The following is a 22,386-nucleotide window of genomic DNA, read 5'->3' as shown; positions in this document are numbered from 1 at the left end:
TTGCTCCGCGATTGCCACCGGAATCGACACCTGCGGGAGCGACCTCCCGTACGGCAAGAAATGTGAGCGCTAACACGCCCCGGCTCGGGAAGGAGGGATCTCCATCATCGGAGACGGTCCGCCGCCGCGCGCCACCCCGGAGCGTCCCGGGCGTGGCCGGCGCCGACAAGGAGCGCATTCTTAACGGGCTCACGCCCGGGTCATACGTGCACCACTACTCCACGCCATCGAGGGAGAGGAGCCGAACCAGTCGCTGAATGTTAGCGCTAACGGCGCGCGAGGGCACCGCGGTGCAGCCGATGGGCCGCCCGGCCGTGCCCGGCTCCGCTTTCCCGGCGTGGCCCGCCACGCCTTCATCCCAAGGAGAACGAAACAATGGATTCACCCCCCATCCGAGTGACGAGCGGCCGGCGTCGTTCGCCGGCCCGCACGCGCCTCGTGGCGGTCCTGGCCACAGTGCTGACGACCGTGCTGGCGTCCGTCGTGACGTGGTCGGCGCCTGCGTCGGCGGCGGCGGCGCCGCTGGTGAGCGCGGCGTCCGGGCGGTGCCTGGACGTGTCGGGCAACACCGACGCGCTCGGCACCGCTCTGCAGATCTGGGACTGCAACGGGCAGGCGAACCAGGCATTCGAGTTCACCTCCTCCGGTGAGCTGCGGACGTTCAACGGCACCCGGTGCGTGGACGCCTACAACATGGGCACCACCAACGGCACCAAGGTCGTGATCTGGTCCTGCAACGGCCAGACCAACCAGAAGTGGCGCCAGAACTCCGACGGCTCCATCGTGGGCGTCCAGTCGGGGCTGTGCCTCGACGTCGTCGGCGCCGGCACCTCCAACGGCAGTCAGATCCAGCTCTACAGCTGCTGGGGCGGCGCCAACCAGAAGTGGACCGTCCACGGCGGCGGCTCGACGCCCTCCCCGACGGCCTCCCCGACGCCCCCGCCCGGCGGCACCTGTGATCTCCCGTCGACGTACCGCTGGAGCTCGACCGGTGCGCTGGCGACGCCGAGGTCCGGGTGGGTCTCGCTGAAGGACTTCACCAACGTCGTCTACAACGGCAAGCACCTCGTCTACGCGACGACGCACGACAACGGATCGAGCTGGGGCTCGATGAACTTCGGCCTGTTCACGAACTGGTCCGACATGGCCTCGGCCACACAGACCAAGATGAACTTCTCGGCCGTCGCGCCGACGCTGTTCTACTTCGCTCCCAAGAACATCTGGGTGCTCGCGTACCAGTGGGGCGGCACCGCGTTCTCCTACCGGACCTCGACCGACCCCAGCAACCCGAACGGCTGGTCGGCGCAGCAGACGCTGTCGACGGCGAGCATCTCCGGCTCCGGCACCGGCCCGATCGACCAGACGCTCATCGGTGACGACCAGAACATGTACCTGTTCTTCGCCGGGGACAACGGCAAGATCTACCGGTCGAGCATGCCCATCGGGAACTTCCCGGGCAACTTCGGCTCCAACTACACCACCATCATGAGCGACTCGACGAACAACCTCTTCGAGGGTGTCGAGGTCTACAAGCTCCAGGGCCAGAACAAGTACCTGATGCTGGTGGAGTCGATCGGCTCGCAGGGCCGCTACTTCCGCTCCTACACCGCCACCAGCCTGGGCGGCAACTGGACCCCGCAGGCCACCAGCGAGAGCAACCCCTTCGCCGGCAAGGCCAACAGCGGCGCCACCTGGACCAACGACATCAGCCACGGCGACCTGGTCCGCACCAACCCCGACCAGACCAAGACCGTCGACCCCTGCAACCTGCAGCTGCTCTACCAGGGCCGCAGCCCCAGCTCCGGCGGCGACTACGGCCTGCTGCCCTACCGGCCCGGCCTGCTGACCCTGCAGCGCTGACGCCCTGACACCGAACCCGCCCGGCCTCCCGGCGTACGCGCAAACCCACCGGGTGAGCGCCATCGGCGACCGGGACCGGGCGGAACCCGGTCGGCGGGCTCGGCACACGGCCGAGCCCGCCGGTCTCATACGGCGAGCCCACGCACCGTCCCCGCACGTCCGGGCGTGCTGCGCGGCGTGTGCCCGAAGGGCCTTACGGCAGGTCAGGCGACCTCGACCGGTCGCCGTTCTCCTCGTCCGAGGGCTTGTGCGCGGCCGGCACCACGACCTGTTCGGCGTCCTTGCCGCGTGTCACCCAGAGATAGACCAGTGCGCCGGCGAAGAGCACGAGCGAGGTCCACTGGTTGATCCGCAGTTCCAGGAACGTCGCCGCGTGGTCGACGCCGCCCACCGGGTCGATGCGCAGCCCCTCGATCCAGAACCGCCCGAACGTGTAGCCGGCGACATAGACGGCGAACAGGCGGCCGTGGTGCAGCGTGAACCGCCTGCCGGCCAGGATCAGCGCGAAACCGAGCGCCGCGTCCCACAGCGACTCGTACAGGAACGTCGGGTGGTAGAGCACGCCCGGCGCGCCGCCGTGCGCCTGGTCGATCTCCAGGCCCCACGGCAACGTGGTCGGACCGCCGTACAGCTCCTGGTTGAACCAGTTGCCCCAGCGGGCGATCGCCTGCCCGAACGCGAGGGCGGGCGCGACCGTGTCGGCCACGGCGCTCAGGGACAACCCCCGGCGGCGGCAGGCCAGCCACACGCCCACGGCTCCCAGGGCGACCGCGCCCCAGATGCTGAGCCCGCCCTCCCAGATGAACAGCGCCTGGTAGGGCTCCTTGACCGCGCGCGGGCCGAAGTAGGTCTGCCAGTCGGTGATGACGTGGTAGAGGCGGGCACCGACCAGGCCGAAGATCACTCCGGGCACCGCGATGTCGCCGATCGCCCCCTTCTCGCCGCCGCGATCGCGCCAGCGGCGGTCGCTCAGCCAGACGGCGAAGCCGATGGCGACGATGAAGCACAACGCGTAGGCCCTGATCGGGATGAACCCGAGATACCAGACCCCTTGGGCAGGGCTGGGAATCGAGGCAAGCGGCATGCCGGTGAGGCTAGCCAACCCGAGGCCGCCCGGCCGTCTTCGTGACCCGATCGCAAGGGTGCCTTTGTACGTCCTGCCGCCCGCGCGAACTGTCGTACGCGCCTGCTTTGATGCTCGAGCGGCTTTCCGCTGAGCTGAAGGTTCACCTCGACGCGGGCCTGATCAGATCGGTGCCTTCGGAGGTAGACGCGGTCCGGCGGAACGCCGTCGTCGGCGGGTCTGCTTCTGCGGGGCCAGGTCCTGATTCGACGTCTCCGGGCGTTCGACCCGGGTGGGGTTGCCGCGTACGAGTTCGTCGTGAACGCGCCAGCGGGCGGTGACGGCGGCGCGCCCGGCCGCCTCGTCACCGCGCTCGACGGCCTGTCGCAGCAGCCGTACGGCGATGCGGCGGTTGAGGCTGAACTGCCGCTCGGTGTCGACCACGACGACGAGCCCGGTGGGCCGGTGAGTGGCCCGTACGGCGGTGCTGGCCTTGTTGCGATGCTGACCGCCGGGGCCGCCGGTGCGGCAGGCGACGACGTCCACGTCACTTTCGTGGAAGGCGGTGCGTGGGGTGTCGACCCGGCACGGCTGGGCGATGACGTACCAGTTCTTCCGGCCGGTGCCGGCCCGATATGGGCTGGGGGCCTGCCAGCACAGCGTTCCGGTCCAGGAGGCGGCGAACGCCTCGGCGCCGTCTCCCGCGATCTCGATGAGGACCGACCGATAGGTGCCGGCCCGGTCACCGGGGACGGCCTGGACCCGATGGGTCTCCAGATTCCGCCGGGTGGCGTCGGCCTCCAGGCGTCGCAGCAACCGGGCCAGCGCCCAGGCGCACTCCTGCGGGCCACGCCCGGCCGACAGCAGCAGGTGCACGCTCACGACCGGCCTCCTCGCTTGCGGCGCTGTTCCCGCTGGGCGCTCCGGGGTTCGGGTGTTTTGTAGGTGACCAGCGGGATCGTGGTGGCCACGGGCGTGGCGAGGTCGTGGCCGACGAGGTCGGCGATGACCTGCTCGATGCGCTTGTAGGCCGTCGGCGCCTCTTCGAAGAGGAGCTGGCGGTCGCCGCACACCACCAGCGATCCCACCGGCGTACGGCGCAGTTCCTCGACCGTGTGCTTGGCCCGGCCCCGGCGCAGGGCGTCCGTACGGGACATCTTGCGGCCCGCGCCGTGTGCCACGGACCAGTTGGCGTGCGGCCCGGCGTGGGCGGCCACGAGATAGGAAGGGGTGCCTCGCGTGCCGGCGATGAGCACGTCGCGGCCGTCGCCCGGTGCCGCACCCTTGCGGTGCAGGTAGATCCCGTCGCGGATCTCGACCAGGTTGTGGCACTGGTCGACGATCGGCTCGGTGGGTTCGAACCCCAGCGCATGGGCGACTCGGGCGGCCAGCAGCCGCCGGTTGAGCGACCCCCACCGTACGGCGGCGTCATGCATCGCCAGGTAGGCGCCGGGATCAGGGGCGGGGCCCGCGCCGTGAAGCTCGGTGTGCGCCCGCAGGATCTGCTCACCCAGGCCGCGGGAGCCACTGTGGACGATGAGGACCAGGTCACCGGCGGAGAGCCCGAGCCGGCTCGCGTGGCCGGGTTCGGAGACGGTCCCGATGCGCGCCAGCTCAACGAAGTGGTTGCCCCGGCCGACCGTCCCGAGGCCCTCAAGGTGACCGGCGGGAATGTCGCCCTTCACCACGGCCCAGGCCGGGTCGTCGGCATCCCGATCAGGGTCCAGCGCGCGGTCGAGGTCGGGAAACCGGGAGGCGAGCTTCTCGGGTACGGCGCGCTTGAGCGAAACGGGGAACACGGCGATGCCACAACCGATGTCGGAGCCCACCAGGAACGGATACAAGACGGTCGAGGCCATGGCGGCGCCGATGGGAGCGCCCTTGCCGGGATGCAGGTCCGGCATGGCGGCGACGTGCTTCATGCCGTCGAGGCCGGCCACCTGGTCACACTGCGCCAGGGCATCGGATTCGATCCAGCTGGTGGGGGAGGCGAACACGGTGACGGTGGCCGACCCTACGGCCGGCCTGGAGTGGTGGTGAGACAAAGACGCTCTCTTCGCTGAAACAGGGCATGGACAGGCGGCATCACGGCGCGAGCCGGCGCCGTGTCATCGTTGAAGTCGCGGGGAACGCTGTCCGTCAGAGCCTCATGCGCACCAGATTCTCCGAGCCCCGCCATGCCAGACAACTGATTTTCAGCCGTCCGGCCCGCGCATGGCCGCGCGCGGGACGCCCGCAGGGCCTCCTCGGCAGGATTCGCATCAGAGGGGCCCACTTTGAGGTGACCAGCCCTGCGTGCTCCAGCTCGCGAACGCCTGGCGAACGGCGTTGCGGGATGCTTCGTCCAGTCGGCAAAGTTCCGCTTCGTCGGGCAGCGGTGCCGACGAGCGCCTCGGCCGTCTGGTCGCTCATCACTCCTGCGCGGTCGACGAGGCGACCGAACGCGACCAGTGCGGCTCCCCGACCAACGAATCCGCCCTGGAGCGGCGAGAGCCGGCTTGCTGACAGCCCGAATCGTCACGCCTCGTCGAACGCTTTACGGATCTTGGCTGCGCCGTACGCTCCACGAGGGTTGCAGATCGGGCAGGCGCAGGGCGGCCTGCCGTGTGCGTTGGGCATGTAGCGCCACCCGGTCACCTGGTTCACGCCCCTGATGCGGTGGATCTCGCCGGCCTGGATCGGCCGCGGGACCAGGAGTTCGTATCCGCGGGCGTCCTGTTGTCCGGCGATCAGAGCGGCGGCTGCGGCGCTGGCGAGTTCGACCGGCCGGGTGTTGTAGTGGCCCACCAGCACCGGCTCGTCATCCGGAATGCGGAAGTGGACGGCGACGAGAGTGCGCTGACCGCCACGCCGCAGCTCACGGCCCCATTGATAGGTGTTCTGGTAGGAGGGCAGCACCGGCAGGCAGTAGACGCCTGTCGCATCGGTCCGCCCCACGCTGACGGCGCGGATGCCCGCGCGCCGGATCGAGCGGATGTTCTTGGCCGGGGTGAGGTGCACGAGCAAGGTCATGGCTTGTAGGAGCCCAGGTCGGCATTCGCCGTCGTGTCGGTCCAGGCGATTTCGAAGTATCTGACGCGTTCGTCTTGTCCGGTCGGCCGCATGCCGACTGCCATCATGACGTGCTGGGACGCGACGTTGCCGTGGTCGGCGTCGCCTTTCACGCAGGTGATGCCGCGTGCCCGCGCGAACAGCAGTATTTCCCGAAGGGCTTCGGAAGCGTACCCCTGGCCTCGTGCCGACGGGATGAGGCCGTAGCCGATCGTGACGCTGCCGTTCTCGTCCGCAGGTCCGTGGAAGCCCACACCGCCGATCGCCTGACCGTCCTCGCGTCTACGGATTTCGTAGTTGCCGAACGGCTGGGGATCACCGGTGACCGCACAGGTGTCCAGAAAGCGCTTGGCGGCGTACATGTCCCCCTCGGTGGGGTATCCGGGCGCCCATCGGTCACTGCTGTCCGACTCAACCGCCAGCACCCGCTCAGCTTCGCCAACGGTCATCGGATGAAGCTCGAGCCGCGCTGTCACAAGGTCGTTCATAGGAGGGAGGAGTATCACGCGCGGCGACAAGACCGCACACGCCTTATCCGGAAGGCAGTGAGCCATTGCCTGTAACGGTTCGTCGCGGTCTGTAGTGCCGATGCCGGCCGGGTCACACCGCGGTGATCCAGGACTGCTCTCGGCGGCCTACGGCTGCACTCCGGCGGAAGCCATAGTGGGAGAGAAGTCCCAGGTCAGGCAGCAAATGACAAGGCCAACTAGGTGCCCCCGGCAGGATTCGAACCTGCGGCACCCGCTTTAGGAGAGCGGCGCTCTCCTCAGGGTCTCGATGCCTCTCACCTCGGTCTATGGCGTCAATGGCTGCCAGCCCCTCCTTGATCATTTCGCGTATATGCCGCGCCCGTTTACCTGTGCTCGCGGGGGACGTCGTGCTTGCGCTGGTGTCAGGCGCTGGTCGATCAGAAGGTGCCGAGATCAGGGACGCCGCCCGCCGGCTACGTCGGCGGTGAGAGTATCGCCGATCATCACCAGTTTCACACTCGTTTGCGCGAGATCAGCCGCTCCAACCGCGCGACCCGCTCACACAGCACGGCATTCTCCTCCAAGATCACCTTCCGCTCGACAAGAGCGCGCGCAAGAGCGCTCAGCTCTTCACGCGACATCTCCTCCAGGCCAGGCACCCGGCCATCCCAGCATGCCGAAGATCAACAATCAAAGTAACGGAACGTCACGCCAGCAAGCTCTCGGCATAGAGCGCGTATCTTGTGATCTCCTGCTGGCCGCTACGTTGAGATTTGGATAGGTATGCCAGCCTGGATCGTGATCGGTGTATAGATATCGATGGGGACCGTACTGGCAAGAGAGACGAGCAGCGAGTAGCGCACGGGCATCTCGGCGCGGTCCTTGCGCTTGTTGTCCTTCCACCACCCGCCGACCGGAACAACCGCGATGGCACCGCACGCAGCGAGCTCGGCTGCGCTTCCCGTCCAGATGTCGGCGTGAAGCGAGCCTTTGTGCCGTCCTAGAGGGCCGATCAGCCAGTTCCGCTTGTCGGGCGCGGCCGGTGCCCGGTTTTCCTCCTCTAGTTGCGCTTCGCTGCTCACCCTTGCCCTAAACTCGTCCAGGGTCTCCTGCGGGCGTTTCACATCAAAGCGGAGCTGGTACGACGGGTAGCGGTAACGAACGTCCCATCCCAAACTGGACGGATTAGGCTCCACGAAGTAAGAGAGAGTAATCCGCATCCGGACGTCGGCTTCTCCAAGTTGCAGGAGCTGCTCGCGCGGCCAGGGAAGCACATGGATCCGGGCCGATCGCATGCTGACATTGCTCTTCTTGCGCTCGAAGGGCTGGAACTCATCCTGGATGAGCATGGTGACATCGCTTCGGGCGCTCGCGAGGACCCGTTCTTTGGTCGGCACACCCCACCCGTAGCGGCGCAGCATGGCGACACGCTGCTCCTTCTTGAATCTATTAGGCAGGATGCGTTCACGCATCGGTTCCGTCCACTCGGCCGAGTGGACGAGCAGCCCCCGGATGCTCTCCGGCCACCAGTCCGGATAACGGGCCATGGCGAGGGCGGCGAGGCGGCTAGCTTGCGCCGTTGCGGCACTCGTGGCGTTTGCGACCGTGAAACCGCCCAAGCGATCTGTAGTGAGCAGATTGACCGAGTCATCATCCCCGCGAAAAGTCTTGGCGGGGTCCTGGAGGAGGTTGCCCCCTTCGAGGACAATGTCCGGCTTGAGCGGCCACGCGGAACCGAACAGAATTGAGGTCCGGCTATGCGGGGAAAGCTCCCCCCGCGGAGCGACAGGCTCCCAGTCGCTGAAGCTACCGTCCGCGGGAACATCAACAAGTTCGGTATAAGCACCCACGGTAAGAGCGTTCCATGCCTGGGCCGGGTCTTCGATCCGTTCGCTGTCTGAACCGCGCCGAGTTTCGTGGAGGCCGGGTTAGCTGGCTGGGGTGAGGATAGCCGGGGCGGTTTGGGTTCGGTAGTGGGTCTCGAATTCGGCTGGTGGGAGGTCGTTGCAGGCGCTGTGGAGGCGCCGGTTGTTGTACCAGTCGACCCATTCCATGGTGGCGATCTCGACGTCGTCCAGGCCGTTCCACGGGCCGCGCCGGTGGATCAGCTCGGTCTTGTACAGCCCGATGGTGCTTTCGGCCAGGGCGTTGTCATAGCTGTCCCCTCGAGATCCGACCGAGCAGACCGCCCCGGCACCCGACAGGCGCTCGGTGTAGCGAATCGACAGATACTGGCAGCCGCGGTCGGAGTGGTGCACCAGGCCCTCCAGCCGCCGTCCGTCTCCGCGGCGCCAGATGGCCATCTCCAGGGCGTCCAGCGCCAGGTCGGTGCGCAGATGATCGGCCAGACGCCAGCCGACGATCATCCGCGAGAACGCGTCGATCACCAGCGCCGCGTACACGAACCCCGACGCGGTGGGGATGTAGGTCAGGTCGGCGACCCACAGCCGGTTCGGGGCGGGGGCGGTGAAGTCGCGTTTGACCAGGTCTTCGGTCCGCTCGGTGAGGGCTTCGGAGATCGTTGTCGTGGGCCGCTTGTGATCCCCGCGCACCGCCCCGGCAAGCCCCAGGCGCTTCATCAGCCGGGCCACGGTGCACCGCGCCACGCGGGTGCCGCGCCGGTTGAGCTCTTTCCACATCTTGCGCACGCCATACACCTCGAAGTTCTCGTTCCACACCGTGGTGATCTCGGCCATGAGCTGGGCGTCCCGCACCGCCCTCGCGGAGGGCGGGCGGGACTTGGCCGCGTAGTACGTCGACGTCGCCACCTGCAACCTGACTTGGCTCACGTTTCAAGATTGTCGCTGAGCGCGAGGCGTTGACCTCGTGGTTCCCCGTCGGGAACGGCGAAAAGTGCGCACTAAATCGATCATGTCTCTACCCTGGTGGCCGTGTCTCCGTACGTGCGGACGGTGAAGACGGCCTCAGGCGCCCGGGCGGTGCAGATCGTCTACTCCTCCCGCCGCGGATCGCGGGAGATCGAGCACATCGGGTCGGCGCACGACGACGCCGAGTTGGAGACGCTCAGGGCGGTGGCGCGTCAGCGGCTGGCCGCCGGCCAGCAGGAACTGGACCTGGGGCTGGACGATGGGCCGATGGCGGGCGGGCCGCTGGAGATCGTCAGCTCGCGGATGGAACACCTGTGGGACGCGCTGTCCCGCGCCTACGACACGCTGGGGTTTGCTGCCGCGGCCGGGGGCGATGAGGTGTTCCGGCAGCTGGTGCTCGCGCGGGTGATCGAACCGACGAGCAAGCACGACAGCCTGCGCGTGCTCGGCGAGGCCGGGATCGATGCGGTGTCGTATGCCACGGTGAAGCGCCGCCTGCCGGACTACGCCGCACCGCAGTGGCGCCAGGCCCTGGCCGGTGCATGCGCGGCCCACACCCGCCTCGGGCCGGCCAGCCTGGTCCTCTACGACGTGTCAACCTTGTACTTCGAGACCGACGCCGGGGATGGGTTCCGCGAGCCGGGCTTTTCCAAGGAACGCCGCCTGGACCCGCAGATCACGATCGGGCTGCTCACCGACTCCTCCGGGTTCCCGCTCATGGTGACCGCCTTCGAGGGCAACAAGGCCGAGACCCACACCATGCTCCCGGTGATCGAAGGGTTCATGGCGGCCCACCACCTGCCGGACGTCACGATCGTGGCCGACGCCGGGATGATCTCCGAGGCGAACAAGCAGGCCATCGAAGCCGCTGGGCTGTCGTTCATCCTCGGCATGAAGATCCCCGAGGTGCCGTATGTGGTCAAGCAGTGGCGGCGCGAGCACCCCGGCACCCCGATCCCCGACGGGCACATCTTCATCCAGCCCTGGCCGTCGGGATCGAGCCGGCCCCGCCGCGACCAGATGATCTACTACCAGTACCGGGCAGAGCGGGCCCGGCGCACCCTGCGCGGCATCGACGAGCAGGTCGCCAAGGCCCAGCGCGCCGTCGACGGGCAGGCGCCGGTCAAGCGCAACCGGTTCATCAGGCTGTCCGGCGCTACCAAGAGCGTCAACACCGAGCTGGTGGACAAGGCCAAGGCCCTGGCCGGGCTCAAGGGCTACATCACCAATCTCGCCGCCTGCCCGGACGGGACGCCCATCACCGCCGAGTTCGTCATCAGCTCCTACCATCGGCTGTTCGAGATCGAAAAGTCCTTCCGGATGAGCAAGCACGACCTCAAAGCACGGCCGATCTACCACCACAAACGCGAGTCCATCGACGCGCACCTGACGATCGTGTTCGCCGCCCTGGCGGTCGGCCGGTGGATCGAGGCACGGACCGGATGGTCGATCAAGAAGTTCGTCCGCACCGCCCGCCGCTATCGCACCGTCCGAATCCAAGCCGGCAACCACGTCCTGACCGCCGCCGACCCTCTGCCCACCGACCTACGCAACGCCCTCAAGCGGATCCGCAGCCCCGAAGGTGCGCACTAAATTGAGCCAACTCAGGTCGCGGAGGGCGGGCGGGACTTGGCCGCGTAGTACGTCGACGTCGCCACCTGCAACACTTGGCAGATCGGCTCGACGCCGAAAGCGCCGCGGTGAGCGTCGATGAAGGCAACTACCTGGGCGGCCGTGGGTCGAGTTCGGCCGCGAAAAAAGCGGCCGCGGCCTTGAGGATCTCGTTGGCGCGGCGCAGCTCGCGCACCTCACGCTCCAGCTCGGCGATCCGCTGCGCATCAGCGGTCGAGGTGCCGGGACGCTGTCCCTCGTCGATCTCGGCCTGGCGCACCCACCCGCGCAGCGCCTCGCGGTGAACACCGAGCTGATCGGCCACCCGGGCGATCGCGCCGGGGGCACCGCCGGTCTGCCGGCGAACCTCAAACACCATCCGGACCGCGCGCTCTCGAAGCTCTTGGGGATACTTCCTCGGGGCTGGCATCGTGACGTGATTCTCCCTTCCGCCAGCAGATGATGCTGGCTTCAGGGCCTCCACGAAAGTCGGAGTGGTTCAGTCGCAGATGCTGAGGTAATTGCGGTTGCCGGTAAGGATCTGGCCAGCTGCGTTCACGTTGCCGGCCGAGACGATGATTAGCCTCCGTGCCTGCGTTTCGGGGGTTCCGACCAACGCGATGCCCGTTGGGCTATTGGTGATGTCCGTGCCTATCGCGAGCGCGTCCACAGCAGCAGACCACGAGCTGGGACGACCAGAAGTCTGCCCGTCACTGGCGGTGACAGGCATCGCGAAGACACGCCCGCGGCGAGAATCGTTGATCTCGACCCGCGCAACGGCCTCCGCGGTCACTGCGCCGTAAAGCTCAGGTTCCGTGGCCAGGTCAGGGCGGTCGGGCTCGACGACCTTCACGGATTCAAGGCGGTGTGCCAGACGCACGGCACCATTGTGAGCAAGCGGCTCACGAAGGTCTCCGAACAGGGCCAGACCGGCCATTCTCGTGCCATGTCCGTGTTCGTCCGCGGTGATAGTGCCGCGGATTACCGTCTCTACGACGTCGACCGAGGCTCGGAGTAGCGGATGCTCCTTCGCGACCCCGGTATCCAGCTGACAGACAGCTGGGGCGCCTGAGGGCGCCGCTTCGATTCGGTCGGCCAGGTGATCGATGAGCTCCCGTTGTGTCTGGCTGTCGACGGCGAAGACTTCCAGAATGTGGAGAGGCCGGTGTAACTCCGCGATGACGGCATTCGTGCTGAGGACCCGACCCAGCTGAGCCGCCGTGGCATGCACGTGAGCTACGGTTCTATCTCTGAAGGTGAGGGTTTGCGTCCCCAGGCGTATCTCAAGCCTCTCGCTGAGGTTAGGAAGATGCGTGGCAGGATGTGGTAAATCGGGGAGATGGGCGAACCAGACTTCCCACCATAAGACTTCGTCGGCATCGGGAAACGGTGCCTCCTCTTGCCAGAGGTGCTGGAGAACTGCACGCTCGATGCTCTTGATGTTCGCCACGAGTTTGAGGTTCTTGGGGATACCCTTGTTGGTGTCCTCCGTCGCGAACTCGCGTAACTTCCTGACGAACTTCCCGGCGGAAGAGGTCGGCATCCAGACCAGGGCACGCTCCGGCCGACTGTCATCTGGGCCCATGACCGCGAGAAGGACAGCGCCGTCCGAAGCGATGCTGCTCAGCGCGAGCTTGTAGCCCGGGTCGTCGGACCAGCCCTCCACAATCAGCGTCACGCCATCCGGTCGAAGATCAGAGGGAACTTCCTCCTGCGCGTGGCGCGCCGCCCGTTGGGCGGCCTCCAACTCTGCCTGCAGAGCTCGTGCATGGCCCTGTCGGCTGGCGTAGGTATGAACTGCCTCCGGCCCTCGCCGGCCCCTCCCGTGGTACTCGACATCCTCGCCGTGCCGGGGCACACGTACATGTAAAAGTCGTTCGGCGCCCGCAGGGGGATCCAGCGGGATTTCAGTCATTCCAGGTGATCCGCCGTTCGTTCAATGCAGTGATGATGCCTCTGGTGTCGAGCGCGTCGCTCTCCTGCAAAATCGCCTGCTTGGCGCTGGCTTCGGCGACCCTTACAAGCTCAGCCTGGCTGAAACCTTCCACGTGGGGAGCCACCTCGTCCCAGTCCACAGTGCTCGTGTCCATGGCGAGCAGGCGTCGCTGCAGCACCTCAAGCGCTTGCTCTCGACTTGGAAGATCGTAGCTAATCACTGAGTCAAACCGGCGAAAAAGCGCTCGGTCGAGGAGACCTGGGTGGTTTGTAGCCGCCACGACGAGACTCTCAGGCATGGTTTCATCGAGGAACAGGAGGAACGTGTTCAGGATTCGCCGTGCTTCCCCGACATCATTACCGGCGCCACGTTCGGCGCCCAGTGCATCGAACTCGTCAAAAAGGTAGACAGCGCGAGTTCTCTTTGTCGCGTCGAAAATGACGCGAAGCTTGGCCGATGTCTCACCCATGAACCGGCTGATGAGGCCATCTAGACGGATGGTGAAAAGTGGAAGGCTCAGCTCGTGGGCAAGTACTGCTGCCGTCATACTCTTGCCTGTCCCAGGAGGCCCCACCAATAGCAATCTGAACCACTCCGACTTTCGTGGAGGCCCTGAAGCCAGCATCATCTGCTGGCGGAAGGGAGAATCACGTCACGATGCCAGCCCCGAGGAAGTATCCCCAAGAGCTTCGCGAGCGCGCGGTCCGGATGGTGTTTGAGGTTCGCCGGCAGACCGGCGGTGCCCCCGGCGCGATCGCCCGGGTGGCCGATCAGCTCGGTGTTCACCGCGAGGCGCTGCGCGGGTGGGTGCGCCAGGCCGAGATCGACGAGGGACAGCGTCCCGGCACCTCGACCGCTGATGCGCAGCGGATCGCCGAGCTGGAGCGTGAGGTGCGCGAGCTGCGCCGCGCCAACGAGATCCTCAAGGCCGCGGCCGCTTTTTCGCGGCCGAACTCGACCCACGGCCGCCCAGGTAGTCGCCTTCATCGACGCTCACCGCGGCGCTTTCGGCGTCGAGCCGATCTGCCAAGTGTTGCAGGTGGCGACGTCGACGTACTACGCGGCCAAGTCCCGCCCGCCCTCCGCGAGGGCGGTGCGGGACGCCCAGCTCATGGCCGAGATCACCACGGTGTGGAACGAGAACTTCGAGGTGTATGGCGTGCGCAAGATGTGGAAAGAGCTCAACCGGCGCGGCACCCGCGTGGCCCGCTGTACCGTGGCCCGGCTGATGAAGCGCCTGGGGCTTGCCGGGGCGGTGCGCGGGGATCACAAGCGGCCCACGACAACGATCCCCGATGCTCTCATTGACCGGCCCGCCGACCTGGTCAAACGCGACTTCACCGCCCCCTCCCCCAACCGGTTGTGGGTCGCCGACCTGACCTACATCCCCACCGCGTCGGGGTTCGTGTACGCGGCGCTGGTGATCGACGCGTTCTCGCGGATGATCGTCGGCTGGCGTCTGGCCGATCATCTGCGCACCGACCTGGCGCTGGACGCCCTGGAGATGGCCATCTGGCGCCGCGGAGACGGACGGCGGCTGGAAGGGCTGGTGCACCACTCCGACCGCGGCTGCCAGTATCTGTCGATTCGCTACACCGAGCGCCTGTCGGGTGCCGGGGCGGTCTGCTCGGTCGGCTCCCGTGGGGACAGCTATGACAACGCCCTGGCCGAAAGCACCATCGGGCTGTACAAGACCGAGCTGATCCACCGGCGCGGCCCGTGGAACGGCCTGGACGACGTCGAGATCGCCACCATGGAATGGGTCGACTGGTACAACAACCGGCGCCTCCACAGCGCCTGCAACGACCTCCCACCAGCCGAATTCGAGACCCACTACCGAACCCAAACCGCCCCGGCTATCCTCACCCCAGCCAGCTAACCCGGCCTCCACGAAACTCGGCGCGGTTCAATCGATGGATAGGTGGGAAACCATGATGGGCAAGCCGATCACGTTGTCGCTGCTCGTGTAGGACTCGCATGAGTTTCCTCATGACGTCGCCCGACAAGGTCATGTCTGACAGTCTTGTTGCCGGGTAATCGGCAGTAACCAAATCCGCGAGTTCACCGCGGGGCTGGACGACCGGCGTTGGCGTAACTCTTGACGTTCGCTCAGGTTGCGTCGTGTCTACTAGATCGCGCAGTTCGGCCGCAAGCTTGGTGTGACCTTGGCGGGCGGCCTTCGCTGCGACCTGTAGCGCAACTGAGTAGAAGGTCCCGTCGTCACCTGCTCCGTGAGCTTTGACGAGGGCCTTGACGTGGTCTGCCGAAGCGGCCATGTCCACCCTCTCTACCGGTTGTGCGCACGTGTGCAGACTCTATCCATCGCACGGACCAGGATGCTCATCCTTACCGAGTCATGCCAACATGGGCAGTCCGCTTCTTAGCATGATTCCCCGAGCGTGCGCGATCAAGCGGTTCAGTGCGATCTGGGACCGCCACGAGTGACCGGTTCCTACCCGGGCCCCTCACCGAGGACGTAGTCCCCAGACGCTTCCTGCTCGTGCCGCACAGGCGTCACGTTGCTGCGCATCGAGATGATTTCGGCAGTCGAGCACGTTCCATCCCCACATGTTCACATCTAGGTCTACAGTCTGCTAACGGAGGCCACAGTGAGTAAGGAGTGGAGAGCGTGGGGGGACTTCAGTCCGGAGGCGGCACAAGCGCTGTCGCCGCTTCGGCGCATGCCGGGTGTGAGCGATTCCGACTAACGGATCCGTTCATCACAAGGAAGACCCGGAAGGCCCTAGCCACGCATCTGGGCCATCCCGACACGAGCGCCGGGATCCCCGAGGCTCGGTGGATGCGTGCGATGACCTTCGAGAGGCTCGTACGCTCCGAGCGTTTTGTCTCCGAGCTGCTCACGAAGACGGTCGGGCAGCTTGGCCTCCCTCGCCCCGAAGCGGTACGTCGGCGAGACTGTCGCGGGATGGTCGCCGTCACAGCCACCGAACTCGCCCACGCACACGTCAATGCGGTCTCCGCCGGCGAGGCGACCATGTTGACTGCGCTTGCCGTACCGTACCTCAACCTGGAGGACATCTCTGACGCGACCGCAGTCCAGCCCGATTTCGCAATCGTCTGCCCTCGTGATAGCGACGGCGAGACCCTCGGCTCCTGGTTGGTGATGGGCGACGCGAAGGACTATGAGCGGATTCGATCTCGTATTGATGATCCCCGGATGCTGAAAGGGTTCCTGCAGGTTGCGCTGGGCGCCGAGTCCGTCGCCGCCTGGAGCAAGCTGCCGAGCGGGATGCAGGTGCACCGCTACGGCGCACTGGCCGTACCACGGAATGCCTTCCTGCAGCCCGAGGCCGTAGTGGAGCTGTTGAATGACCACCGGGTCGAAGTGCACATGAGAGCTGATGAACGGCTGGCGGCGAAGGAGAAGATCGGAGATTCCTCCCCGCAAGAGCAGGAGCTGCCAGAGTACGTTGCTCATCTGTCGGCAGCCTTCAACCCAAGCAGCTGCGTGACCTGCAACCTTTTTTCGTACTGCCGGGAGGAGCTTCGCGCTTCCGACGACCCGATCGCTCTGCTCACCGAGATCGGCATCGACCGTTTCAGCCGGCCCGCCGTAGTCGGGCTCGTCTCCGGCACTGGCCAGGCCGGGCAGGCGCCACAGAAGATCGCCGCCCAGGTGAGCGCGACCGTCAGCGGACTCCCGCAATGGACTGGGCGCCTCCGAACCGACCCGTGCGGGCTGCCTGGCACGATCAATGTAGTGCTTGTGAAGTCGGACTCCGCAGCTCTCGGCGTGCACGGTGTGGCCGTGAAGAAGGTGCTCTCGAGAGAGCGAACCAACTGGACGCGCAGCGTCTTTCCCGACCCACAGTCCCCGCTCACCCGCCGGGCGATCATGCGGATGCTAGGCGCCGCTATCCGCGAGATCCGGCATGCGGCTCTGGGGCCAATTCACCTGATCGTCCCGGACCGCCCGACTGCCGACTGTTGGCCACCGCAGCCGATTCCTTGGCCGGGGTCGAACTCAGTCGGCTGCGCTGGCAGCACGACCTCGACAACGGCCGCCCAGCCCGGACCTTCGACGGGGAGCCGGCCACGCTGCCGGACCCGCTTCACCCTGACGAGCGGCTTGCAGTCAGCTTCCTGCTGGAGGAGGACCGAGCCCGAGCGATGAGCCTTCGGGCGCCCTCGGTTGATATGCGGACCGTGGTTGCGTCGCATGTGACGGCTGGCGGCCCTGCGGTCGATGCTGGCCGCTTGGACTATCTCGTCACCTGGGCTGAGGCCATTGAGCCGCTGAACCACCGCGAGGTCTCCGATGCCATCGCCGCCCAACTGCAGACCCCCGGCGCCCGACTCTCGAACGCCGCCTCGGACGAGATCCACCGGGCGTTACGTGAGAAGGACGCAGAGGGATACAACACCCTGGTCCAGGCGGCTCTCGACTACCGCATCGGGGTGCTTGAGAGAGCGCAAGCCGTCCTTGACGGGCTGCAGATCTCCCGGCTGCGCAAAGTGCACCGGGTCCTGGAAGCCGACGCGCAGGAGGTTTGGGGGCGACGCGTTGTGCTGCAAGCCTCCGACCTCGTGCGCTTCTCTCGCACACACCGGATTTGGCGCAACGCCCAGGTCGAGATGCTGGATGCCGACCGGAAATGCTTTGACCAGCTCACCTGCTTGGCCGATTCTTCGGTCGCGCACGATAAGGCGAGCGATCCCGGGATTAGAGAGCTCGCCCTCGCGACCGTGATTGGCCTCGACCCTGTCCGTCTCGAGGTCCGTTCACGAAGTCTGGTCGACGGGTCACGGGTCGTCGCACTTCACATCAACGGCCACAGCCTCGTCGAGCAACCGAGCACGTCGATTCAACCTCAGAAGAAGTCCTTCAAATTCGGGCAGATGCCAATCGGCATCCTCACCACGATCTCCGGGATCGAAGGATTCCGCTGGAACCCTGTGGTTATGCCTACTCTTGCCGTCGGTGATGTGCTGGTCCTGGCGGACGCCAACTGGTTTGGGAAGGTATTGCAGTCGGGTCATGAGATTAATGTGTCGCGGCCGTCCTTAGACGATCAGTCTGCCCCCAAGGCCACCTGTAGCCCTTCCGGGTACTACGCCGACCCGGAGGGCCACAAGTGGTGCTGCCGACCTCACCGGATCGCAGAGGCTGAGTGGTCCGACACACTCGCAGAGCGCCGGGCTCGCGGTGAGCTCAACCCAGATGTCTGGCCGCCTTTGATCGACGAGGAGCGGTTCGACGTCGGCCGTGGTGAGGAGGAACCGTCCCCTCCGTACACACCTACTCCCGACGGTCTGACCATCGACGACCTGGACTGAACAGCACATGTCACTTACCTTCTCGCCCCCTACCGCCTCGGCCAGCGACGCGATCCACCATGAAGCGGCGGCCAGTGGGAATGCCGTGGCTGCTCAACGTGCAATTGCCACGCTCTTGTCCGCCCTGAGCGGTGACAGGAACTACGACAAGATCCTGCTGCGGGCTGCCGCTGGCGCCGGGAAGTCCTACGCGCTCGTGCGCATGGTTGAAGAAGCACTCAGCCATCCGAGCTGCACCAGGATCGGCATCACCGCCTTCGCCAACAAGCAGGTGTTCCCGCTTGCCGGCGCGCTGGGCAAGAACTTGGGCACTGCGCAGGTCTGCCTCTTCGTGGCTGCAGACTGGTTGCCTCAAGTACCGCGGGACGTGCTCGATCACGTCTCGGTCGCCACTTCCACCGCCGGCATCCCCGCAACGTGCACGATAGTCCTTGGGACCTCGCACAAGATGGGCGCGTGGGGGCAGCGGAAGCGATTCCTCGACCACCTCGGCCCTGCCGCCAACACCACCCTGCCGTTCGACGTCCTATTCGTCGACGAGGCGTGGCAGCTGCCGCTCCATCGCTACGCAACGGTCGAAGGGCTGGCCCCCCTGTCCGTTGGGGTAGGCGACGTAGGACAGTTGCCGCCGATCGATCCCAGCCAGAACCCGTGGCGTGGCGACCCCGGCTACAATCCGTACCGCGCCTGGCCGACCGCTTATGAAGAGCACGAGAGAACCTTCGCCATTGACCTGCCTGCGGTATGGCGTCCCACGGCCGCGCAGCTTCCCCTCTGGAGGGCCTTCTACAGCGACTGGGACCGGTTGGACTGCGTTGCTGCCCCGGGAGACCGTGCCGTCGAGCTGCCAGCCCTAGCTGGAGCCGTCGGCGCGGTCTGGGGGTCTGTCGCCTCCGGCATTCCGACGTCGACCCGCCCCTACTCGGGGTGATTGAAGAACTGCTGGCACCTCTCCTGGAGAGGGGGTTCACCGTCGTGCGGCGGCAGTACAACGACGTCGGCAATCCTGCCGAAGAGGTGCGGATTAGCTCGGCCTCGCCCTCAGGCGATCCTTTGATTGTCGTTCTCGCCACCCGCAACCAGGCGGTGGACGACGCGAAGGCAATGGTCGAGCGCCTCACAGAGAAGTACAACCTCGCCGACGGCGTACTGCTGGCCTCTACCGTCGACTCCTGGCAGGGGCAGACGAACGCCATCACGGTCGCCATCCACCCGCTTTCTGGAGCTGATCAGCTGGATGAGTTCAACTCGGCGTTCGGCCGACTCGCTGTCACCTGCACCCGCGCTACACACGGGCTTCTGATGGTGGCTCGAGTCGGCCTGAACGACCTACTGGGCGAAGCCCCCGCTAGACCGGGTACGCCACTCGGCGAGCCCGGGAGCCGCTCCCTCCCACGGCAGACTCATCAGCGGATCCTCGAAACTTTCGGCCGTGCGACGTTGAAGCTCAGCGTGACCATGGAGTGACACTGTCGTGCTAATTTCTGGCCAGCACAGCAGCCACGCCTCGTTTGGCTCAGGAGTGAGGGCCTTACTTGGAGTCCCTGCAGAGTCCGGCTAAATCACAACGGGCACAGGTGTCGCACCAGGAGGACTTGCGGGGAAGACGGTTCTCCCGAAGCGCATCGCCTGCATCTCTGATCTTGTCGTGGATGCCGAGCAGCAGCTCCTCGTTAATGATCTCCCGAGTGCTGGAGGTGCTGTCGTCAAGGTTTAGCACCTCGACCAGGTCGGCGTTTGCCCCCGTGAGCTCTCGGTAGCCGGCCGCATAAACGTGCAGCTGGTCCCGGGAGACCTCGTCGGTCTGCGCCCGCTGGGTGGACTTGAAATCCACGATCGAGGTCTCCTCCGTATCGAGCCGCCGGATCAAGTCGATCCGCCCGTCCACGGTCACGCCCGGCGCCACGTGCACTCGAATCGGCTGCTCGGAGTGCAGTGTGTTGTGCAACTGCTCGCCGTTCTCCCGCATGTAGCGCCGGACAGCAGCACGGGCCGAATTGCGCAGCTGCTTAGTCAGCTCGTCTCCGGCAAAGGGCACGTTGAGGTGTCTGTCCACGAGATCGTCGAGCTCGTCCATGTCGACGATGTCTCCGTCGATCGCCCGCTTGTGGATCTCAGCGAGCGTGTCATGCAGAGACTTGCCGTAGCCGAGCTCTTCGTGAATCGGGTGGTCGAAGCCGTACAGGAAGCGCAGCTTGAACTGGTAGGGGCACTCGAACAGATACTTCAGCTCACTGAACGACATCGTGACCTCGGGGGTCTCGTGCCTAGCCCGCGGTATCACTCGCTCCTCGGGCAACGGCGCCTCGGCTGTGAGCACGTATGGGTTACGGGTGGTGAAGGTGAAGAAGTCGGACTCCTTGGTGTACAGCCTCGACTCACCCGGCGAGAAGGTGACAGCCAGGTACTTCTGGGCACGGGTGACCGCCACGTAGAACAGCCGAACCTCGTCAGCCTCGGTGCCCCGGTAACGGTCAGCGTCGGCGACCGCCTTCTCCGGGATCACGTGGAAGGCGCTCAGTCCGCCGTGCCGCTTGCCAGGAAAACGGTTCTTGCGCATGGCGGGCACGAAGACGGCCGGCCACTGCATGCCCTTGGCCTGGTGGACGGTCGAGATGACGACCGCGTCCGGCGTCGCGTAACCGACGTCGGCGTCGCTCTCAGCGTAGTAGTCGGGAGCCTGGTAGGTCAGGAACTGGACGAACCGCTCGTAGAGGTCCTGGAACCTGCTCTTGTAGTTGATCTGCTCGAAGGCCGTGATCACCTTGCTGAACTTGCCCAGGTTGTAGAAGGCCAGCTCGCCCTTGGTCTGGTCACCGGGGACCCGTTCCTCGCGAAGCCGGACGGCAGTAAGGAAGTCGACGTAGATCTGCTGGAGGGTGAAGGTGAGCCGGCGGTGCCGTCTGAGGTCGAGTGCCCGGGCACGGTCCAGGATGGCGATGCCCGCGTCCAGGTCGGTGTCGTCCAGACCCAGTTCTGCGTTCAGCCACGCATTCCGGACGTCCTGCTCGGTTACCGGCACCGCGTTTCGGCCCCCGGTCTGGCCGACGAGATACTCGAAGAGCTTGACGCACGCCTGCACCTCGGGCGCCTCGAACAGCCGGTTGAGCCCTTTGATGAGGTACGGAATGCCGCGCCGCTTGAGCTCCTCCACCAGCGGCCCAGCGTCCTTGCTCACACTACGGAACAGCACGGCGAAGTCGGACCAAGACAGGCCGCGTGGCTCAGTACCTGGAGCATCGTGAAAGGGCAGGCCGCGCATCCGCTCGATCCGATCGCAGATCCACTGGGCCTCCGCCGCCGCGTCGTCGAATGTGAGAGCCAGCAGGTCCCCGCGCTCGAAGCGCTGGTGCCCAGCGGCGACCATCTTCTTCGACAGCCGCTGACCAGCGTTCAGCTCGGCGATGGACTGACCGAGCGAGACCACGCCTCTGCTGGAGCGGAAGTTCTCGTCCAAGGTGACGGTCCGCACACCCTGGTACCGGTCGGCAAAACCGAGGATCCCAGCAACGGCGCTGCCCCGCCACTGATAGATGGTCTGGTCGTCGTCGCCGACCACGCACAGGTTCGCCCCCCACCGGGTCAGACCGCGGATCAGCTTCTCCTGGATCGGGTTGGTGTCCTGGTACTCGTCGACCACCAGGTAGTGGACGTGCTCGCGGACATGGCGAACCAGCGCGCCGGCAATCGGGTCGTCCTCGTCGCACTCGAGCAGATCGACGATCGTCTTGAGCTGGTCAGTGAAGTCGAAGTAGTTGTGCTCAAAGAGCAGCGCTCGGTAGGCGTCCCGGTTCTCGACCAGCTCCTCGGGGAGCAGTTCCTCGTCGATGTCGTCCTCCCGCAGGATGTTGAGCACCTGCATATAGAGGCGGGAGTCCTTGTAGCGCTGCAGTGCCTTGGGACGGCCCTGCACGCGGGCGTACGTCTTTGTCAGGCCGCTCTTGCTGCTGTTGCGGTCGATGAACAGCCGCGTCTGGATCTCGTCCAGGACGTTGAACTTGAAGGTCTCCGGCACGTGCTGCTGGAGCGCGTCAAGAGCGTAGCCGTGCATGGTCCCGATGAACATCTCGGCGAGCCCTGTCACCTCGCCGAGCTCCTTCTGAACGAGGAGGCTGACCCGTTCCTGAAGCTCAGCCGCGGCCTTGTTGGTGAACGTGAACGCCACCACATTGCGAGGGCGAACCTCGGGCCTGCGGAGGATCTCCGTGATCCGCTGAGAGATGACCTGAGTCTTGCCCGATCCAGCGCAGGCGACGATCTGAACCACTC

At 66.0% G+C, this 22,386-nt stretch carries 17 protein-coding genes, 1 pseudogene and 1 other annotated feature; of the genes and pseudogenes, 7 read left to right on the top strand and 11 right to left on the bottom strand.

What is annotated here, in order from left to right:
• Nucleotides 1-375 precede the first annotated feature (375 nt).
• Nucleotides 376-1,860 carry a non-reducing end alpha-L-arabinofuranosidase family hydrolase gene (locus tag OHB01_RS05990; RefSeq protein WP_328709081.1) on the top strand — a complete coding sequence of 495 codons (1,485 nt, stop codon included), beginning with the start codon at nucleotides 376-378 and terminating at the stop codon, nucleotides 1,858-1,860.
• 193 nt (nucleotides 1,861-2,053) lie between these two features.
• Here the strand turns inward: OHB01_RS05990 and lgt are convergent, their stop codons facing one another.
• From lgt to OHB01_RS05955, 7 genes and pseudogenes are all read right to left on the bottom strand, one after another.
• Nucleotides 2,054-2,944, bottom strand: coding sequence for a prolipoprotein diacylglyceryl transferase (gene lgt, locus OHB01_RS05985; RefSeq protein ID WP_147945522.1), 891 nt, complete (start codon nucleotides 2,942-2,944; stop codon nucleotides 2,054-2,056).
• 162 nt (nucleotides 2,945-3,106) lie between these two features.
• Nucleotides 3,107-3,805: a peptide chain release factor H gene (gene prfH / locus OHB01_RS05980; RefSeq protein WP_142652355.1), complete on the bottom strand. Its 699-nt coding sequence runs from the start codon at nucleotides 3,803-3,805 to the stop codon at nucleotides 3,107-3,109.
• Nucleotides 3,802-4,968, bottom strand: a complete 1,167-nt coding sequence (locus tag OHB01_RS05975; RefSeq protein ID WP_147945521.1) for an RNA ligase RtcB family protein — start codon at nucleotides 4,966-4,968, stop codon at nucleotides 3,802-3,804. Before OHB01_RS05975 ends, prfH begins: the two co-directional genes overlap by 4 nt.
• A 472-nt stretch (nucleotides 4,969-5,440) precedes the next feature.
• Nucleotides 5,441-5,935: a hypothetical protein gene (locus tag OHB01_RS05970; protein WP_147945520.1), complete on the bottom strand. Its 495-nt coding sequence runs from the start codon at nucleotides 5,933-5,935 to the stop codon at nucleotides 5,441-5,443.
• Nucleotides 5,932-6,462 carry a GNAT family N-acetyltransferase gene (locus OHB01_RS05965; RefSeq protein WP_142652361.1) on the bottom strand — a complete coding sequence of 177 codons (531 nt, stop codon included), beginning with the start codon at nucleotides 6,460-6,462 and terminating at the stop codon, nucleotides 5,932-5,934. Before OHB01_RS05965 ends, OHB01_RS05970 begins: the two co-directional genes overlap by 4 nt.
• A gap of 743 nt (nucleotides 6,463-7,205) precedes the next feature.
• Nucleotides 7,206-8,333, bottom strand: a pseudogene (locus OHB01_RS05960) (S8 family serine peptidase); the annotation flags it as partial.
• A 39-nt stretch (nucleotides 8,334-8,372) separates the two neighbouring features.
• Entirely contained in the window at nucleotides 8,373-9,233 is an 861-nt protein-coding gene (locus OHB01_RS05955; protein WP_328855061.1) for an IS3 family transposase, read from the bottom strand.
• Between the two features lie 102 nt (nucleotides 9,234-9,335).
• On the opposite strand from OHB01_RS05955, the gene OHB01_RS05950 reads away from it, so the two are divergent.
• Nucleotides 9,336-10,865 carry an IS1634 family transposase gene (locus tag OHB01_RS05950; RefSeq protein WP_419197557.1) on the top strand — a complete coding sequence of 510 codons (1,530 nt, stop codon included), beginning with the start codon at nucleotides 9,336-9,338 and terminating at the stop codon, nucleotides 10,863-10,865.
• 56 nt (nucleotides 10,866-10,921) lie between these two features.
• Nucleotides 10,922-11,035: a sequence feature (AL1L pseudoknot), on the bottom strand.
• On the opposite strand, the gene OHB01_RS05945 is transcribed toward OHB01_RS05950, so the two are convergent.
• The 3 genes from OHB01_RS05945 to OHB01_RS05935 all read right to left on the bottom strand — a co-directional run bounded on the left by OHB01_RS05945 (nucleotide 10,993) and on the right by OHB01_RS05935 (nucleotide 13,444).
• A complete protein-coding gene (locus tag OHB01_RS05945) occupies nucleotides 10,993-11,313 on the bottom strand; it encodes a transposase (RefSeq protein ID WP_142652804.1) in 321 nt (106 codons plus the stop codon). Its footprint overlaps the feature before it by 43 nt.
• Nucleotides 11,314-11,382: 69 nt before the next feature.
• Nucleotides 11,383-12,561: a S8 family serine peptidase gene (locus OHB01_RS05940; RefSeq protein ID WP_328855060.1), complete on the bottom strand. Its 1,179-nt coding sequence runs from the start codon at nucleotides 12,559-12,561 to the stop codon at nucleotides 11,383-11,385.
• 229 nt (nucleotides 12,562-12,790) lie between these two features.
• Nucleotides 12,791-13,444, bottom strand: a complete 654-nt coding sequence (locus OHB01_RS05935; protein WP_328855831.1) for an ATP-binding protein — start codon at nucleotides 13,442-13,444, stop codon at nucleotides 12,791-12,793.
• 32 nt (nucleotides 13,445-13,476) lie between these two features.
• Between OHB01_RS05935 and OHB01_RS05930 the strand changes: the two genes are divergently transcribed.
• From OHB01_RS05930 to OHB01_RS05910, 5 genes are all read left to right on the top strand, one after another.
• Nucleotides 13,477-14,698 (top strand): IS3 family transposase gene (locus OHB01_RS05930; protein WP_328854078.1). Its coding sequence is split into 2 segments (ribosomal slippage): nucleotides 13,477-13,763 and nucleotides 13,762-14,698, totalling 1,224 coding nucleotides; the frame shifts between segments, so codons are not numbered across the junction.
• A gap of 930 nt (nucleotides 14,699-15,628) precedes the next feature.
• Nucleotides 15,629-16,954 carry a hypothetical protein gene (locus OHB01_RS05925; RefSeq protein ID WP_328855059.1) on the top strand — a complete coding sequence of 442 codons (1,326 nt, stop codon included), beginning with the start codon at nucleotides 15,629-15,631 and terminating at the stop codon, nucleotides 16,952-16,954.
• A gap of 83 nt (nucleotides 16,955-17,037) precedes the next feature.
• A complete protein-coding gene (locus OHB01_RS05920; protein ID WP_328855058.1) occupies nucleotides 17,038-18,117 on the top strand; it encodes a hypothetical protein in 1,080 nt (359 codons plus the stop codon).
• 7 nt (nucleotides 18,118-18,124) lie between these two features.
• Nucleotides 18,125-19,048 (top strand): hypothetical protein, encoded by a 924-nt coding sequence (locus OHB01_RS05915; RefSeq protein WP_328855057.1) that lies wholly within the window; start codon nucleotides 18,125-18,127, stop codon nucleotides 19,046-19,048.
• Nucleotides 19,045-19,584, top strand: coding sequence for a hypothetical protein (locus OHB01_RS05910; protein WP_328855056.1), 540 nt, complete (start codon nucleotides 19,045-19,047; stop codon nucleotides 19,582-19,584). The genes OHB01_RS05915 and OHB01_RS05910 overlap by 4 nt, the downstream gene beginning before the upstream one ends.
• Nucleotides 19,585-19,648: 64 nt before the next feature.
• On the opposite strand, the gene OHB01_RS05905 is transcribed toward OHB01_RS05910, so the two are convergent.
• Nucleotides 19,649-22,384, bottom strand: a complete 2,736-nt coding sequence (locus OHB01_RS05905) for an ATP-dependent DNA helicase (RefSeq protein WP_328855055.1) — start codon at nucleotides 22,382-22,384, stop codon at nucleotides 19,649-19,651.
• Between the last annotated feature and the right edge of the window lie 2 nt (nucleotides 22,385-22,386).

It is taken from the genome of Microbispora hainanensis (assembly GCF_036186745.1).
Classification (GTDB): Bacteria; Actinomycetota; Actinomycetes; order Streptosporangiales; family Streptosporangiaceae; genus Microbispora.
This window is presented reverse-complemented; position numbering and strand designations above follow the sequence as displayed.

Coding starts and splice junctions, on each gene's coding strand:
- OHB01_RS05990 (WP_328709081.1), top strand. CDS start 376: ATGGATTCACCCCCCATCCGAGTGACGAGCGGCCGGCGTCGTTCGCCG.
- lgt (WP_147945522.1), bottom strand. CDS start 2,944: ATGCCGCTTGCCTCGATTCCCAGCCCTGCCCAAGGGGTCTGGTATCTC.
- OHB01_RS05970 (WP_147945520.1), bottom strand. CDS start 5,935: ATGACCTTGCTCGTGCACCTCACCCCGGCCAAGAACATCCGCTCGATC.
- OHB01_RS05965 (WP_142652361.1), bottom strand. CDS start 6,462: ATGAACGACCTTGTGACAGCGCGGCTCGAGCTTCATCCGATGACCGTT.
- OHB01_RS05945 (WP_142652804.1), bottom strand. CDS start 11,313: ATGCCAGCCCCGAGGAAGTATCCCCAAGAGCTTCGAGAGCGCGCGGTC.
- OHB01_RS05935 (WP_328855831.1), bottom strand. CDS start 13,444: ATGCTGGCTTCAGGGCCTCCACGAAAGTCGGAGTGGTTCAGATTGCTA.
- OHB01_RS05925 (WP_328855059.1), top strand. CDS start 15,629: ATGACCTTCGAGAGGCTCGTACGCTCCGAGCGTTTTGTCTCCGAGCTG.
- OHB01_RS05915 (WP_328855057.1), top strand. CDS start 18,125: ATGTCACTTACCTTCTCGCCCCCTACCGCCTCGGCCAGCGACGCGATC.